Below are 15,953 nucleotides of genomic sequence, written 5' to 3' on the forward strand. Positions count from 1 at the left end.
GGAGACCTGCATGGCTGTTGCCAACTGTCATCCGGCGGAGTGGGAGGCGCGCGTCAAGCTCGCCGCCTGCTACCGCATCTTCGACCGGCTGGGCTGGACCGAGCTGATCTACAACCACATCACCCTGCGCCTGCCGCCGGAGGCTGGTGGCGATGGCAACAATCCTCATTTCCTGATCAATCCCTTCGGCCTGCGCTACGCGGAGGTGACCGCCTCCAACCTGGTGAAGATCGACCTGACCGGGCGGGTCATCGGCGAAAGCCGCTGGCCGGTCAATCCGGCGGGCTTCACCGTGCATGCGGCGATTCACGCCGGCATCCCGGGCGCGCACTGCGTCATGCATACGCACACCACGGCCGGCATGGCGGTCGCCTGTTCGGCGCAAGGCCTGTCGATGAGCAACTTCTACGCGGCGCAACTGTTCGGCAAGGTGGCCTACCATCCGTTTGAAGGCATTACCGTGCACGAGGACGAGGGGCCGCGCCTGGTGCGCAATATCGGCGACAAGCCCGCCGTGATCTTGCGCAACCATGGCTTGCTGGCCTGGGGCGACAGCATTGCGCGCACCTTTTCCACGCTCTGGTTGCTCAATCGCGCTTGCGAAATCCAGCTGGCCACGCTGGCCATGGGCGCGGCGCTGCCGGTGCCGGAGGAGATCCAGCGCAAGTGCACGCGCGACTCGCTGCAGTTCGATCCCAAGTTCGGCGCGGGCGAAGACGTGTTCGCGGCGCTGACCCGTGAAATTGATCGTATCGATGAATCGTATCGTGAATAGATGGGCTTGATTCGTAACAAGAATAAACTAACAGGAACAAGGCAGTCATGACATCCCTATGCATCGTCGGCGCAGGTGCCGTCGGCGGCTTTATCGGCGCGCGGCTCGCCCGTTCCGGGCAGGCGCTCAATGTACTGGCGCGCGGCCAGACGCTGGAGGCGCTGCGCTCGCAAGGCCTGACCCTGATCGAGGGCGAGCGCAGCGAGACCTTCGCGGTCAACGCGCAAGGCGATCCCGCAGCGCTAGGTACGCAAGATGTGGTGGTCCTGGCGGTGAAAGCGCCGGCGCTGCCGCAGTTGGCGCAGACTATCGGACCGCTGATTGGCCCCGATACCGTGGTGGTGACCGCGATGAACGGCGTGCCATGGTGGTTCTTCGAGCGGCCCGGCCCGCACGCCGGGTTGTCGCTGCGCACCGTGGATCCGCAAGGGGTCATTGCACGTGCCATCCCGGCCGCGCAGGTGATCGGATGCGTAGTGCACCTGACCGCCGCCACGCCCGCCCCGGCCACTGTGCGCCATGGTTTTGGCGCGCGCCTGATCCTGGGCGCCGCGGGTGGTGGTACGGGCATGGCGGCCGGCAGGCTCGAGGCCGTGGCCAGCCTGCTCGCCAGCGGCGGCCTGGAGGTCGAGCGCAGCGCGGCGATCCAGCAGGACATCTGGTTCAAGCTGTGGGGCAATATGACGATGAACCCGGTCTCCGTGTTGACTGGGGCCACCTGCGACCGCATCCTCGACGATCCGCTGGTCAATCGTTTCTGCCTGTCGGTCATGGAAGAAGCCAGCAAGATCGGCGCGCTTATCGGTTGCCCGATTGTGCAGAGCGGGGAGGAGCGCAGCCAGGTCACGCGCAAGCTGGGTGCCTTCAAGACTTCGATGCTGCAGGATGCCGAGGCCGGGCGGCCGGTGGAGATCGATGCGCTGGTGGCAGCGGTGCGCGAAATTGGCAGCGGTGCGCGAAATTGGCGAGCACGTCGGGATCGCGACCCCCAACATCGACGCACTGCTGGGCTTGGTACGGCTGCATGCGCAGGTGCGCGGGCTTTACTGACCCGGTGTGTCCGGGTAATGGGGTTTTGTATTCTCGCTATCAATCAATGAATCTTATTTATTCGAGTTTTGATAAATAGCGAGAATGGTTTTGACCTGGATCGCCAATCCTTGGCGCACTGCTCGTTGAGTGTATCGCCTCAAAGGCGCTCAAACTATCCATGTGAGGAATGTTTATTCTTCACAATCAACGCAATTCATTGTTGGCAGAAATACTAAGGGGCCGCCGTGAGGCCCCTTCTTTACCCTTGCGCCGCCAGCTTTGCCCGCTGCCGCCCCGCCCATATCCCCTCGATCGCATAGACAGCCAGCGATATCCAGATCATCGCGAAGCCGATCTGCTTGCTGGCCGGGAACGGCTCGTTCCAGAGCCACACGCCCAGCAGCAGCTGCAGCGTCGGGCCGGTGTACTGCAGCAGCCCCAGCAAGGACAGCGGGATGCGCCGCGCTCCGGCCGCGAATAGCAGCAAGGGGACGGCGGTGACCGGCCCGGCAAGCAGCGCCAGCAACTGCACCCCGCCGTCAACCTCGGTGAAGTCGGCTTGGCCCGTCGCGAACAGGTAAGCCAGGGCGCTTGCCGCCAGCGGGAACAGCAGCATGGTCTCCAGCGAAAGGCCTTCCAGCGCACCCAGCGTGGCGGTCTTGCGCAGCAGCCCGTAGCCGCCGAAGGTGGCGGCCAGCGCCAGCGCGATCCATGGCAACTGGCCCGCGGCCACGGTCAGCCAGACCACGCCAGCCGCCGCGAGGGCGATCGAGGCCCACTGGCCTGGCCGCAGTCGTTCGTGCAGGAACAGCACGCCCAGCAGCACGTTGAACAGCGGATTGATGAAGTAGCCCAGGCTGGCGTCCACCACCCGCCCGTTCGATACCGACCAGATGTAGAGAAACCAGTTGCCGCTGAGCAGCAGCGCGCTGGCGACAAAGCCGGCCAGCAGGCGTGGATTGGCCCAGACGCCGCGCAGCCAGCCCCAGTGGCGCCGCCAGGTGAGCACCAGGCCCAGGAACACCAGCGACCACACCATGCGGTGCAGCAGGATCTCCATGGGCGCGATGCCGTGGAGGGATTTGATATAGAGCGGCAGCAAGCCCCAGATGATGTAGGCGAGCAGCGCGTAGATGATGCCGGTTTGCATGAAGAGTCCCAATGAATCGGGGGATTCTACCGGCGTAAAAAAGCCCGTGCAGGGCACGGGCTTATCGCTGGCTTGCGCCAGCTCGCGGGTGGCAGCCGCGCGCTTACAGCTTGCGCGCGAAGCTGAACTGCGAAAACGCTTGTTCGGCCACGTTGAACCACGCCGCTTCATTGTTGCGGAACACGCGCCAGTCGTCGTAGATCTTCTTGAACGACGGGTTCTTGGCGGTTTCTTCGGCGTAGGCGTCCTGGGTGGCTTTGAAGCACGCTTCCATGATTTCCTTGGAGAACGGACGCAGCTTCACGCCGTTTTCCAGCAGGCGGGCCAGCGCTTGCGGGTTCACCGCGTCGTACTTGGCCATCATGTTGGTGTGGACCTCGATGGTGGCCGTTTCCAGCGCGCGCTTGTAAAGCGCCGGCAGCTTCTCGTACTCGGTTGCCGACGAGTAGAAGGACAGCTGCGCGCTGCCTTCCCACCAGCCCGGGTAGTAGTAGTACGGGGCAACCTTGTAGAAGCCAAGCTTCTCGTCATCGTACGGGCCGACCCATTCCGCGGCGTCGATGGTGCCTTTTTCCAGCGCGGGATAGATGTCGCCGCCGGCGATCTGCTGCGGCACCACGCCCAGGCGCGACAGCACCACGCCGGCGAAACCGGCGATGCGGTACTTCAGGCCCTGCAGGTCCGCAACCGTCTTGATTTCCTTGCGGAACCAGCCGCCCATCTGCGCGTTGGTATTGCCGCCCAGGAAGTTGACGACGTTGTATTCCTTGAAGAACTCGCGCATCAGCTTCATGCCGTTGCCCTGCATCATCCAGGCGTTTTGCTGGCGCGAGGTCAGGCCAAAGGGCACGGTGGTGTCAAAGCACAGCGTCGGGTTCTTGCCGAAGTAGTAGTAGCCGGCGGTGTGGCCGATCTGCACGGTGTTGTTCTGCACCGCGTCCAGCACCTGCAGGCCCGGCACGAGTTCGCCGGCGGCGAAGACCTTGATGTTGAACTTGCCGTCGGTCAGTTCCTTGACCCTTTGCGACAGCAGCTCGGCGCCGCCGTAGATGGTGTCCAGGGACTTGGGGAAGCTCGAAGCCAGGCGCCATTCCACGGCCGGATTGCTGCCGATCACGGCCGGTGCGCTGGCACCGGCGGCGACCGGCGCAGCAGCCTTTTCTTCCTTGCCGCACGCGGCCAGCGCACCCGTGGCGGCCACGGCCGATGCCTTCAACAGAAAGGAACGACGTTCCATGACTTCTCCTCTTTTATAGATTTTTAGTGCGGCAGCAGGGGTTGGGCACACCCGCGTCTTGCGTGGGCGTCCCGCTCTGTACCGTGACGCGCAGGCAACCGGGGTACGACGGCCGCGCAATAATGAGCCTGTTACGAGGACACACCAGGAACGTGGCGTATCCTGGCATGCCTTCGTAACAGGCTCGGGGGCCGGTCCGTACCCGTCGGACTGGCCAGGTGATTATAGCGGTGGCCCTTTCGCCACGGGAGGGCGAGCAAGTCCGGGTTTTCGCTAGGAAAGTGCACATTTCGCCAGCGCCGCACATCGTCCTGTCATCCCGCTCCGCTCCCATTGGCATGGCTGCGCCGCGACCTGTCAGGCGGCGCAATCGACGTATTCCATATGGTGAGAAGGACGCTCGGCCGCGGATTTTGTAACCCCGCTTGCTGTCCAATCGGTCGACTGTTAAAAAATCACGCCCTACTGGCCCTGTCCTATGTTGTTTGCCGTTTCGCCCGCCTCCGGCCGTTCGCCGGCGTTCCGCTCGCGTTGCCTTGCCATTGCCGTGCTGGCCGCCTGGGGACTGAACGCGCGCGCGCAGACCGGAGCTGGGCCGGGCCTGATAGCAGCCGACGCGCAGGCAGCGCCTGTGGCCATGCAGAGTCCGGCCTCCGCGCCTGAAACCGACCCGCTGGCCACCTTGATCTCGGGCGGGCCGCAGGCCGCTGACGCGCCTGCCGCGGCTGTGGCGCAGCAAGAGCCCAAAGCCGCCGTTGCCGAGGGGGCTTCATCCAACCCCGCCCTGCCAGAGCCGCCCCCGCCCGCTACCTGGGCCAATGCCGGCCTGGGCGACGACGGCATCGAACTCGCTGGCCCGCCCGAGCCACCCCTGCCCCCTGAGCCGGTTGTCGCGCCTCCCCCGCCCGTGGTGTTCTTTCCCAAGCGGCTTGGCGAGTTCGTGGCAGACACGGCGCCGAAGGCCGCCACGCCTTCCGAGGGCGAGGCCGCCGACGAGCCGGCGCCGGCCGACGAAAGCTATGCGCTGGTGTCCCAGTTGCCCCCCAGCGATCCTGCCGGCGAACAGGTCTGGCGGCTCGGCTACAGCGGGCGCGCCGCCTATGACGATCGCACCGCCTCCACCCGAGCCTGTGCTGGCGGTGGCACCTTGTCCACCGGCATCGGCGGCGGCATGGCCTGCCGCAGCACCGGAGAGGTCAAGGTCAAGGAGTCCTTGTTTTCGCTCGACGGCGGCGCCCAGGTGCAACTGGTGGCGCAGGCCAAGGGGACCGATGCCACCTCGATCAATGGCCGCCCGGCCGCGGTCGATCCCTACGCCCTGCTGCCGCAGATCTATACCTCGGTCAGTGGCCTGTCGGTGCTTGACGGCGCCACCATGTGGGCCGGCCGGCGCGAGAACTCGTCCTTCCTGATGTCGTCGGGCCTGCTGCCGCCCACGTCGCCGGCAATGCGTTTCGGCGTGGACAACGCACGCTTTGGCGATATCGCGCTGAACTACCAGTACACCGCGCGCAACGACCTGAATGGCGCCAACCTGCCGAGCTATCACTCGCTGCGCACCGCGCCCATCGCCACCAACGAGAAAGGCTCGGTGCAACTGGGCTATACGCGCGTGGAAGCGCAGCCGCTGATCCAGCAGACCGGCAGTGCGTGGTGGGTGTCGGCCATGCACGAGCAACAGGGCGTGCTCGCCGGAACCAATCGCTTCGGCATGCAGTTTGGCGAAGGCAGCCGTAACGCGTTGACCGGCTACACCGGCATGGGACCCGCCTTGTCGCGGGTACGCGTGGCCGAATCGATGGAGTGGAAGCAACGCTCGGGGCTGGGCCTGGCGGGCTCGGTCGAGTCCAGCCTGCAGTTTGACCGCTCGCCGGTGGGCACGCTGCAATGGATGGCTACGCGTGTGCGCCCGGCCTATATTGCCAGCGACCAGTTCAAGCTGACCTTCGAGGTAGCGCACGACCAGATATCATCGGGCTTCGGCACCAGCGGACAGCGCACGGCGGTGACCGTGGCGCCTACCTTCACGCTCGGCAAGGCGGCTGGCAATGCCAATCTGCGCGCCTTCTACACCTACAGCAAGGCCAGCGACGTGGATGGCATCGCCTTTGCCTCCCCCGCCGATACCTGGGCTTCGCAGACCTCCGGCTCTATCTTCGGCGTGCAGCTCAATCGCCGCTGGTAGGCGCCGTATTCGCCGTGGCCGCGGTTCGCCATGGCGTCTTTCGCGTGAACGGCGCACGGCCCGGCAGCGCAGCCGGGGCTCGCAGCAGCCAGTGGAAGACCAGCGTGGCGCTCAGCCCTCCCGCCATCTGCGCCAGCACGAAGCCCGGCACATCGATGGCGCGAATGCCGGTGAAGGTTGCCGTCAGCGCGCACGCAACGGTGAGCGCCGGGTTGGCGAATGACGTCGATGCCGTGAACCAGTACCCCGCCGTGATATAGCCCGCCACCGCGAACGGCACAAGCCCGGGCCGGCTGCGCCCGGTGCCGATCGCCACGCCGATCAGGCCAAAGGTGGCGACGAACTCGCTCCACCACATCGATGGCCCGGTACGGCTTTGCGCCGACCAGGCCAGCATCGGCTCACCAAACATCGCGTGCGCGCAGGCAACCCCTGCGACGGCACCGCCCATCTGCACCAGCCCGTAGCGCCAGGCATCGCGCGCCGGCAGCGCGCCGCGCACCATCGCCGAGAGCGTGACGACCGGGTTGAAGTGTCCGCCCGAGACCGGTCCCAGCGCGAGCAATAGCGCAATCAGCCCGCCTCCCGTGGCCAGCGAGTTCGCCAGCAAGGCCAGGGCGACATTGCCGCCGGCCAGCTGCTGCGCGCGAATGCCCGAGCCCACCACCACCGCCACCAGTAGCGCCGTGCCGAGACCCTCCGCAACCAGGCGCTGGCCAAGCGTGCTCGCAGGTGTAGGTACGCTTGCGCTGCGTGCGTCGGCAGCGTGGACCGGGTCGGTCGTGACATCGGAGGAAGGCGCGTGCATCGGGTTTGCAGTGATGGGCGGGAGCGCGCAGTGTTTCGTTTTTCGCCTTCCAGCGTCAATGCACGCCTGGGTTGTTTTGAATGAACCGGTGGTATCGAATGCGTGGCGGGTCTTGCCGAATCGCCATCTGGATGGCGCGATTGCCTTGCATGGCATCGCGAAATCCGGAGGTCAGGAGCAAATGCAAGAGGCGGATTTTTGGGGTAATTGGCGCAATGCCGATAATCGCTGGCGCGATGGCACTGGATAGAGAAATTCGTGCCTGAACATTAGGCGGAGACAGGCGAGATTGCAAGGTCTTGCAGGCGCGCGTCGACGCCACTGCAATGGCGGCGATAAACACCTCCAGGCCGTGTTCCAAGCGGTGACATGCGTACGGGATGAGTGGATGATGCCGTGCCCCGGCTTCTTCCTGGAGCGCCTCCCTGGGAGGCCTGCAAGGCAGCGATGAATCGGCGGGCACAATGGAAAAAGCCCAAGACCTTTTCAGATCTTGGGCTTTTTCGTAATGCTGGTGGCCTGGGACGGAATCGAACCGCCGACACAAGGATTTTCAATCCTCTGCTCTACCGACTGAGCTACCGGGCCAAAGAAGCGAAACTATAGCAGCGCTTTTCGACCCGGTCAAGCGCTGCGTGCATCACCGCATCATTGTTCCGCAGGTTCCGGCTTGTTGCGGCCGAGCTCCACGCCAAGCTGCTTGAGCTTGCGGTACAGGTGGGTGCGTTCGAGGCCGGTTTTCTCGGCGACGCGGGTCATGCTGCCGTGCTCGCGCAGCAAGTGGTATTCGAAGTAAGCGCGCTCGAACAGGTCGCGCGCTTCGCGCAGCGGCATGTCGAAGGAGAAATGCATCTCGGCTTCAGGCAAGCGTTGCGGGCTGCCGTTCGCGCTCTCAGCGGCGCTTTCCGCGGCAATTGCTGCCGTGCCCTCGCCATTGCCGTTCGCGGGCAGCGCCGCGCCTGCGGCCACGCCCGCGCGCGGACGCTCGATGCCACGCGCCAGGCCCTGCTCGACCGCCGACAGCAGCTTTTGCAAGGCAATTGGCTTCTCGAGGAAATTGAGCGCGCCAATCTTGGTTGCCTCCACCGCGGTATCGATGGTTGCGTGCCCTGACATCATGATGACGGGCATGGACAGCAAGCCTTGAGCCGACCACTCCTTGAGCAGCGTGACGCCATCGGTATCGGGCATCCAGATGTCAAGCAGCACCAGGTCAGGCGTATTGCCGGCACGGTACTCGCGCGCTTTCTGCGCGTTTTCTGCCACTTCGACCACATGGCCTTCGTCGCTGAGGATTTCCGAGAGCAACTCCCGGATACCCATTTCGTCGTCGACTACGAGGATGGTTGCCATACTTCCCCTCTTGACCCCACCGCGGCTTACCGGGTTCGGGGCCGCACATTGACTATGCCAGTTTAACGAACAGGATGGAGATCTGGGCCCCGATGATTTCGGAGCCCTCCATGCGATTGCGCAACTCGATGCGTGCGCCGTGTTCGTCAATGATCTTCTTCACCATCGCAAGACCCAGGCCTGTTCCTTTGGCCTTGGTGGTCACATACGGCTCGAACGCGCGACTAAGGATACGCGGAGCGAAACCGGGACCGTTATCCGCAATGGTGAGCTTGACGGCCTGCCGGTCTTCGCCGGCAGAATCTTTGTATTCTACAGTCTCGGTGTGCAGAGCGATATGGGGCGCCGCCCTAGCCGCGCCGAGGTTGTCCGCCACGGCATCCTGCGCGTTTTGCAGCAGGTTGTGAATCACCTGGCGCAACTGGGTCGGATCGCCCTTGATTTCCGGCAGGACGGCAGCCAGCGACGGATGGATCACGGCATGCTCGTGCGCGCCGGTGTCATCGATGCCGTAGAGATGCAGCACCTCGGCGACCAGGCCATTGAGCTGTAGTGACTGCAACAGCGCTGGCGGCGTGCGCGCGTAGTCGCGGAAGTCGTCGACCATGCGCTTCATGGCCTGCACCTGGTTGACGATGGTGGTGGCGCCGCGCTTGAGCACGTCGGCATCCTGGCCCTCCAGCTTTGGTGAGAGCTTCATCTGCAGGCGCTCGGCCGAGAGCTGGATCGGGGTCAGCGGGTTCTTGATCTCATGCGCGAGGCGCCGGGCCACTTCGCCCCACGCTACCGAGCGTTGGGCGGAAATCACATCGGAGATATCGTCGAATACCACCACGTAGCCGGGTTCGTCGCGCTCGTCGCCGCGCCCGCCAGGCAGGCGTGCGCCGCGCACCAGCAGCGTCAGTGCCTGTTCCTCGTCGCTTTGCGGCAGCTCGATCTGCTTTTGCCAGTGCTGCGCGCCGCCAAGCATTTCACTGGTGCTCTGCTCCGAAAATGCCTGCCGCACGATCTCGCCAAACGGGCCCAGGGCCGGGATGCTGTCGATGGGCTGGCCCAGCGCGCCGACAAACGGCTGGCGGAAAATGCGCTCGGCCCCGGGGTTGGCGGTGATCAGCACGAAGCGGCGATCGAACACGAACACGCCGGCGGTGAGGTTCTGCAGCACGCTCTCGAGATACGCCGTTGATTTCTCGAGCGCGCTGCGGTTCTGCTCCACCGCGATGCGCGCTTCCGATAGCTGGCGCGTCATCATGTTGAACTGCTGGGTCAGCATGCCGAGCTCGTCGCGGCTCTTCAGTTCGCGCTTGGGCGAGAGATCGCCTTCGGCCACTTCCTTGGTCCCTTGCAGCAGCATCAGCAGCGGCCGCGCCAGTTGCCCGCCGAGCAGCAGCGCCAGCATCACGGCAATGAACACCGCGAGGAACAGCGTGAGCGTCAGTGTGCCGATATACATCTTGCGCAGGCCGGTGCGGCCGAGCGCCTTTTCCTGGTACTCCTGGTAGGCGCGCTGGACTTCGTCGGCATTGCGCGCCAATGCTGCCGGCACCGGATGCACGACCTGCAGGTAGCGCTCCTCGCGCACCGTGTCGCCCATCAGCCCGAAGCCGGAGGATGCGGCGTCCTCGGGGCGGCGCTCGACAGACAGCCCCGAGCCGGCCCAGCGGCTGGCGGCATTGCCGGGCGGCTTGCCCGCGAGCCGCCCGGCGCCATCGGTGGTTGGCGGGGCGTTGGTTTGCGCGGCGGGCGCGGGGCCTAGCGGCACGATGACGCGCAGCCGGTACAGGTGGGTGCCATCGGTACGCTCGGGCTGGTGATGGCTGTCGACCGACGGATCGGTGCCCCCTTCCACCGCGGCATAGCCGCCGGCCAGCCGGGCCTGCTCGGCCAGCACGCCGGAAGGAAGGTCCGGCACCAGTGACGCATAGTTGCTCGACGCCGTGGCGATCACGCGGCCGCTGCCGGTAAAGATGGCGGCTTCCTGCACGCCGTATTGCTCGCGCAGCCGGTTGAGCTGCAGCGAGGTGGCGACATTCGGCGAGCTGGTGAGCTGGTCGGCCATCAGCCGCGCCTTGCCTTGCACGTCCGACAGCGAGCTGTCGATGGTGGAGCGGCCAAGGTTGAGGCCGGCCTCGAGCGCGGTCTCGACCCGCACGTCGAACCAGGACTCGATGCTGCGCGAGACGAACTGCAGGGACACCAGGTAGATCAGCACGCCGGGCAGCACACCCACCACGCCAAAGAACACGGCGAGCTTGGTCATCAGCCGCGTGCCGAACTTGCCGCGGCGGTAGCGCAGCCACAAGGTCAGCGCCAGCGCGCCGATGATCAGCACCAGCAGGATGCCGATCACCAGGTTGATCTTGAACAGCAGCGTGAAGTACCGATCGAAGAATTCGGTATTGGCCGAGGCGCCGGCGAGCAGTGCTACCAGCACCAGCGCGAGGAATACGATGATGCCCGCCACGACGCGGTAAAGCACGCGCCGGAACCGGCGAGGCGCATGCGTGCCTCGGCCTGGTAGGTCTCGCCCGGCTTGACCATGCTGCGCTCGAATACGCGCCAGCCGCGCACGCGCTGGATGAACTGCAGCGCGCCCTTGAGCCGCATGAACGGCAATTGCAGGCCGCCGGTGGAGACGCGGTACTGGCGTGTGAGCGGATGGTAGGACAGCCGCACGCTGCGGCTGGCATTGACGGGCTTTTCGTCGAACCAGTACCAGCGCGGGCGGGTGAGCTGGAAATCGACGACGAAATACAGCGAGATGCCTTTGTTGAGCGCGTCTTCAAGCGGCGGCGGCAGATCGAAATCGAAACTCGCGGCCAGGTCGAAGCCGCCGTCCTGGTACTCGATGCGGGCCTCGTTGACTTCAATGCCTTCGGCGCGCGCCATGCCCGGCAGCGCGATCAGCGTCATCAGCACGCCGAGCATGATGGTCGCCGCGAGCCACCACGACGCCAGCCGCGCCCGGCATGCCGGGCCGGCACCGGCTACTGAACCGGCTGCACCAGCCGCCTCAAGGGGCACGCACGCACTGTCGTCTGGGACGCGAAGGACGAACAAGCGAAGCGGGTTCGGCATTGGGATCGATTGGGATCGGTCAGGGTCGTTTCTGGAAACGGGCGTAGAAGAAGCCATCGTGATCGGTGGGCAGGCCTTCCTGGCTGCCATCACCGCCACCGGCCAACTGATCCTTGCTACCCGGCAGCATCTGGCCGGGCGCTTGCAATCGTATCGCATCTGGTAGCTGTGCACCAAACCAGCGCGCCTGCTCTTCGTTCTCCGTTGGGAAAATAGAACAGGTGACATAGACCAGGATGCCGCCCGGCTTGAGCAGGTTCCAGAGCTGCGACACGATGCGCCGCTGCTCGGTGACCAGCCGGGGAATATCCACCTCGCGGCGCAGCCAGCGGATGTCCGGGTGGCGGCGCACGATGCCCGAGGCGGAGCACGGCACGTCGGCCAGGATGCGGTCGTACTGGCGGTTGTCCCACCAGTCCTGCGGGCGGCTGGCGTCGCCCACCACCACGGTGGCTTGCTGGCCCAGCCGAGCCAGGTTCTCGTCAATGCGCGTGGCGCGCTGCGCATCGCTCTCCAGCGCGGTGACTTCCACCTTGGCCAGCTCCAGGATATGGCCGGTCTTGCCGCCGGGCGCGGCGCACGCATCGAGCACGCGCTGGCCGTCGGCCAGGTCCAGCAGCGGCGCTGCCATCTGTGCGCCCGCGTCCTGCACCGAGACATCGCCCTCGGCAAACCCGGGGATCTGCGATACGGGAAACGCGCGCACCAGCCGCACGGCCTGCGGGCCGATGGCCACGCCCGCCATGCCGGCGTTGAGCACGCGCTTGAGGTAGTCAGGCACCGAGACCCGCGCGGTATTGACGCGCAGGGTCATGGGCGGGCGCACATTGGCGCTCTCGGCCAGCGCGGTCCACTGGTCCGGGTACGCCTTGCGCAGCGCGTCCAGCCACCAGGCGGGCAGGTTCCAGCGCGCTTCGTCGTCCTGGCGCACCTCGGCCAGCAACGCCTCGCGTTCACGCAGGAAACGGCGCAGCACGGCATTCACCAACCCGCGCGCATGCGCGGTCTTGGGCTCGGAGGCCGCGGCGCTGACGGCCTGGTCGACCACGGTGAACTCGGTATAGCCGCCCTCGCCCTGCTCGTCCTCGACCAGCAGCGCCAGGGCCACGGCCAGCAGCGAATCCACCAGTGCGCCGGGCGGCCTGGTTACCAGCTTGGTGACCAGCGCGCGCGCCGTGCCGAACTGGCGCATGGTGCGGTAGGCCAGGTCCTGCAGGGCGCCACGCGTGGCGGCGTCGCGCACGCGGTCCAGGCGGTACTGGGCGGCGGCGTTCTCGATGGCCAGCGGCAGCGCGCTGCCTTCGTTGACGCCGCGTACGGCAGCCGCGGCGGCGAGCATCTGGAAGGCGAGGGATTCGTGTTGCAGGCGCATGACAGTGGGGCAGTGAGACGGTAAGACGGGGTGGCAGGGGGCAAGCCGCAAGCGGCGAGGACTGGCGGCGAGGCCGGGCGAGGCCAAAAAACACTGCCCGCCGCTTCCGGGGAAGCACGGCGGGCAGTTTACCCTGTATGCGCCAGGGGCCGGCGTTTTTGCGCCAGGCTGGCGCGCCAGGGGGCTAGCGCGGCACGCTTAGACCGGGTAGACGCCGGTCTGGGCCATCTGCATCAGCCGCGCCACCCGTTCCTCGGTGGCCGGGTGGGTCGAGAACAGGTTGGCGATGCCGCTGCCCGACAGCGGGTTCATGATCATCATCTGCGCCGTGGCCGGGTGCTGCTCCGCGGTCGGGAACGGAATCCCCTGCGCATAGCGGTGGATCTTGTCGAGCGCCATCGCCAGTGCCTGCGGGTCGCCGCTGATGGTCGCGCCGCCGCGGTCCGCCTCGAACTCGCGGGCACGGGAGATCGCCATCTGGATCAGCGAGGCCGCCAGCGGGGCGAGGATCGCCACCGCAATGCTGGCAATGGGGTTGGAGCGGTTGCCGTTAGCGTCGCGCCCACCGAAGAACATGGCGAAGTTGGCCAGTGCGGCGATGGCGCCGGCCATGGTCGCGGCAATGGTCGAGATCAGGATGTCGCGGTGCTGCACGTGGGCCAGCTCATGCGCCATCACGCCGCGCAGCTCGCGCTCCGACAGCACCCGCAGGATGCCGGTGGTGGCCGCAACCGCGGCATGCTCCGGATCGCGGCCGGTGGCGAAGGCATTAGGCGCGTCCTCGTTGATCAGGTACACGCGCGGCATCGGCAGCTGGGCGCGCTGCGCCAGCTCTTGCACCATGCCGTAGAACTGCGGGGCCGTGCTCGCATCGACTTCCTGCGCGTTGTACATGCGCAGGACCATCTTGTCCGAGAACCAGTAAGAGAAGAAGTTCATGCCCAGCGCCCATGCCGCCGATGACGATGAACAGCGCCGTGATGGCGGCCATCAGCATGAAGGTCTTGACCCAGTTGAACATTGTCGTGATCTCCGAAGAAACATCCTCGCGCACACCGGGTGGCCGGACTGGCCGTGCCGCGGGACGCGTGTCGCGGTGATGTTTAGATAGTACCGCGGGCCGGAAATTCAACCGTGGACTGCCTAAAAAAAGAGCAGAAGGCGCCGGCGGCCGTTCGTCGCCCCGGGGGCCCGGCAAGCGTGCCTAGCGCTGGGCGAAGGCCAGGCGCGCGCCCAGCCCGATGAATGCCATGCCTACAATGCGATCCAGCCAGCACTTCAGGCGCGGCGCTTCGCTGGCGCGGCGGGTCAGGGTACCCGCCATCCATGCCACCAGGCTGTTCCACAGCGTCGACATCGCCACCATGATGCCGCCCAGGGCCAGAAACGCCAGGGCCTGGTGCTCAGCGTGGCGATCGACGAACTGCGGGAAGAAGGGGATGAAGAACAGGATCACCTTGGGATTCAGCACATTGGTGAGAAAGCCCTGCATGAACAAAGCGCGCAGGCCGCGCGCGCCCGGCTGCGCGGCGCTCGCCGCGGCTGCGCCGGAGGGCGCGGACCGCTGCCAGATCAGGCGCAGCCCGAGCCACACCAGATAGGCCGCGCCGGCAAACTTGATGAGGGTGAAGGCGGTGGCCGAGGCCGCCAGCAAGGCGGTCAGGCCGAAGGCGATGGCCAGCGAGTGCACGCAGCAGCCGGCGCTGACACCGAGCGCCGAGACCACGCCCGCCGCCCTGCCCTGCGCCACGCTGCGCCCGACGATATAGGCGGTATCCGGGCCAGGCGTCACATTGAGCAGGAATACCGCGCCGACGAACAGCGGAAGGTCAGTGATGCCGAGCATGGTTGGCCGCCGGTGAAGGGTGGGACGCAGGGCGCATGCGGCCAGCCAGCCACAGTGGCTTGGCTGCAAGCGCAGGGCAATTATGCCGCGCCTTCAGGCACGGCGCAGAGGGTGCCCGCCGGCAGCGGCATGCTTTGCAGGAACAGCTGTGCCGGCACCGGGCGGCCGCCCGGCTTCTGCAGCTCGGTCACGCGCAGTGCGCCCTCGCCGCAGGCAATCACGACGCCATCGGCATCCGCCGCGAGCACGGTGCCCGGCACCTGCGGCTGGCCGCCGGCGGCCGTCAGCGGCTGGGCCTGCCAGCACTTGATGACGGTCTGGCCGACCTGCACGGTGGCGCCGGGGAACGGGTTGAAGGCGCGTACCTGGGCGCCCAGCACCGTAGCTGGGCGGTGCAGGTCCAGCGGCGCTTCTTCCTTGGCGATCTTCTCGGCGTAGGTCACGCCCTCGGCAGGCTGCGGCGTGGCGGCGAGCGGTTGGCCAGCGGCAAGGCGGCGCAGCGCGTCCACCACCATGCGCCCGCCCAGCGCGGCCAGCGTGTCGTGCAGGGTGCCGGTAGTGTCGTCGGGGCCGATCGGCACCGTTTCGCCCTGGATCATCGCGCCGGTATCCAGCCCTTCGTCCATCTGCATCAGCGTGATGCCGGTTTGCGCGTCGCCGGCCTCGATGGCACGGTGAATGGGCGCGGCGCCCCGCCAGCGCGGCAGCAGCGAGGCATGGATGTTCAGGCAGCCGTAGCGCGGCAACGCCAGCACCTCGGCCGGCAGGATCAGGCCGTAGGCGGCCACCACCATGACGTCCGGGGCGATTTGCGCCAGCGCGTCCACGGCAGCGCCGGCCTCTTCGGGATACTTGCCGTTGCGGCGCAGCGAGCGCGGCTGCAGCACCGGGCCCAGGCCCTGCTCGAGCGCGTATTGCTTGACCGGGCTCGCTTGCAGTTGCAGGCCGCGGCCGGCTGGCCGGTCGGGCTGGCTGAACACCGCCACCACGGGGAAACCGGCGGCGTGGATGGCTTCGAGCGCCACGCGGGCGAATTCGGGCGTGCCGGCAAAGGCGACGCGCAGCGCTTGGGATGGGCTTGCGGCTTGGGACATGGCGCGCTCCGGCATAAAGCGGC

General features: G+C 66.4%; 11 protein-coding genes, 1 tRNA gene and 3 pseudogenes. 3 read left to right on the forward strand and 12 right to left on the reverse strand.

Going from position 1 to position 15,953, the window contains the following annotated elements:
* The first annotated feature begins 10 nt into the window (after window positions 1-10).
* Entirely contained in the window at window positions 11-775 is a 765-nt protein-coding gene (locus OR16_RS29340; RefSeq protein WP_006162252.1) for a class II aldolase/adducin family protein, read from the forward strand.
* 47 nt (window positions 776-822) lie between these two features.
* Window positions 823-1,825, forward strand: a pseudogene (locus tag OR16_RS29345) (2-dehydropantoate 2-reductase).
* Between the two features lie 241 nt (window positions 1,826-2,066).
* On the opposite strand, the gene rarD reads toward OR16_RS29345, so the two are convergent.
* On the reverse strand, window positions 2,067-2,957 hold the full coding sequence (rarD, locus tag OR16_RS29350) for an EamA family transporter RarD (RefSeq protein WP_006162256.1): 891 nt from the start codon (window positions 2,955-2,957) through the stop codon (window positions 2,067-2,069).
* A gap of 103 nt (window positions 2,958-3,060) precedes the next feature.
* The gene (locus OR16_RS29355) at window positions 3,061-4,194 is read right to left on the reverse strand and encodes a TRAP transporter substrate-binding protein (protein WP_006162257.1); all 1,134 of its coding nucleotides are present in this window, start codon (window positions 4,192-4,194) and stop codon (window positions 3,061-3,063) included.
* A gap of 478 nt (window positions 4,195-4,672) precedes the next feature.
* On the opposite strand from OR16_RS29355, the gene OR16_RS29360 reads away from it, so the two are divergent.
* Complete coding sequence (locus OR16_RS29360) at window positions 4,673-6,379, forward strand: carbohydrate porin (protein ID WP_006162258.1); 1,707 nt, start codon at window positions 4,673-4,675, stop codon at window positions 6,377-6,379.
* On the opposite strand, the gene OR16_RS29365 is transcribed toward OR16_RS29360, so the two are convergent.
* From OR16_RS29365 to fmt, 10 genes and pseudogenes are all read right to left on the reverse strand, one after another.
* Complete coding sequence (locus tag OR16_RS29365) at window positions 6,363-7,187, reverse strand: aquaporin (RefSeq protein ID WP_006162260.1); 825 nt, start codon at window positions 7,185-7,187, stop codon at window positions 6,363-6,365. The two genes, OR16_RS29360 and OR16_RS29365, sit on opposite strands and share 17 nt — an antisense overlap.
* Before the next feature lie 55 nt (window positions 7,188-7,242).
* Window positions 7,243-7,548 (reverse strand): hypothetical protein, encoded by a 306-nt coding sequence (locus OR16_RS43755; protein WP_141639939.1) that lies wholly within the window; start codon window positions 7,546-7,548, stop codon window positions 7,243-7,245.
* Window positions 7,549-7,699: 151 nt separating this feature from the next.
* Window positions 7,700-7,775 (reverse strand) — tRNA-Phe (locus OR16_RS29370).
* A gap of 60 nt (window positions 7,776-7,835) precedes the next feature.
* Entirely contained in the window at window positions 7,836-8,540 is a 705-nt protein-coding gene (locus OR16_RS29375) for a response regulator (protein ID WP_006162262.1), read from the reverse strand.
* A gap of 52 nt (window positions 8,541-8,592) precedes the next feature.
* Window positions 8,593-11,019, reverse strand: a complete 2,427-nt coding sequence (locus tag OR16_RS29380) for a sensor histidine kinase (protein WP_043421635.1) — start codon at window positions 11,017-11,019, stop codon at window positions 8,593-8,595.
* 14 nt (window positions 11,020-11,033) lie between these two features.
* A pseudogene (locus tag OR16_RS29385) lies at window positions 11,034-11,618 on the reverse strand (DUF4390 domain-containing protein); the annotation flags it as partial.
* Window positions 11,619-11,637: 19 nt separating this feature from the next.
* Window positions 11,638-12,990, reverse strand: a complete 1,353-nt coding sequence (rsmB, locus tag OR16_RS29390) for a 16S rRNA (cytosine(967)-C(5))-methyltransferase RsmB (RefSeq protein ID WP_006162268.1) — start codon at window positions 12,988-12,990, stop codon at window positions 11,638-11,640.
* Window positions 12,991-13,188: 198 nt separating this feature from the next.
* Window positions 13,189-14,011: pseudogene (gene htpX, locus OR16_RS29395) on the reverse strand (zinc metalloprotease HtpX).
* Window positions 14,012-14,194: 183 nt separating this feature from the next.
* Window positions 14,195-14,836 (reverse strand): LysE family translocator, encoded by a 642-nt coding sequence (locus OR16_RS29400; RefSeq protein ID WP_006162271.1) that lies wholly within the window; start codon window positions 14,834-14,836, stop codon window positions 14,195-14,197.
* 80 nt (window positions 14,837-14,916) lie between these two features.
* Window positions 14,917-15,930 carry a methionyl-tRNA formyltransferase gene (gene fmt, locus OR16_RS29405; protein ID WP_043421637.1) on the reverse strand — a complete coding sequence of 338 codons (1,014 nt, stop codon included), beginning with the start codon at window positions 15,928-15,930 and terminating at the stop codon, window positions 14,917-14,919.
* Window positions 15,931-15,953: the final 23 nt, after the last annotated feature.

Source organism: Cupriavidus basilensis OR16, assembly GCF_000243095.1.
In the GTDB taxonomy this organism is placed as follows: domain Bacteria; phylum Pseudomonadota; class Gammaproteobacteria; order Burkholderiales; family Burkholderiaceae; genus Cupriavidus; species Cupriavidus basilensis_D.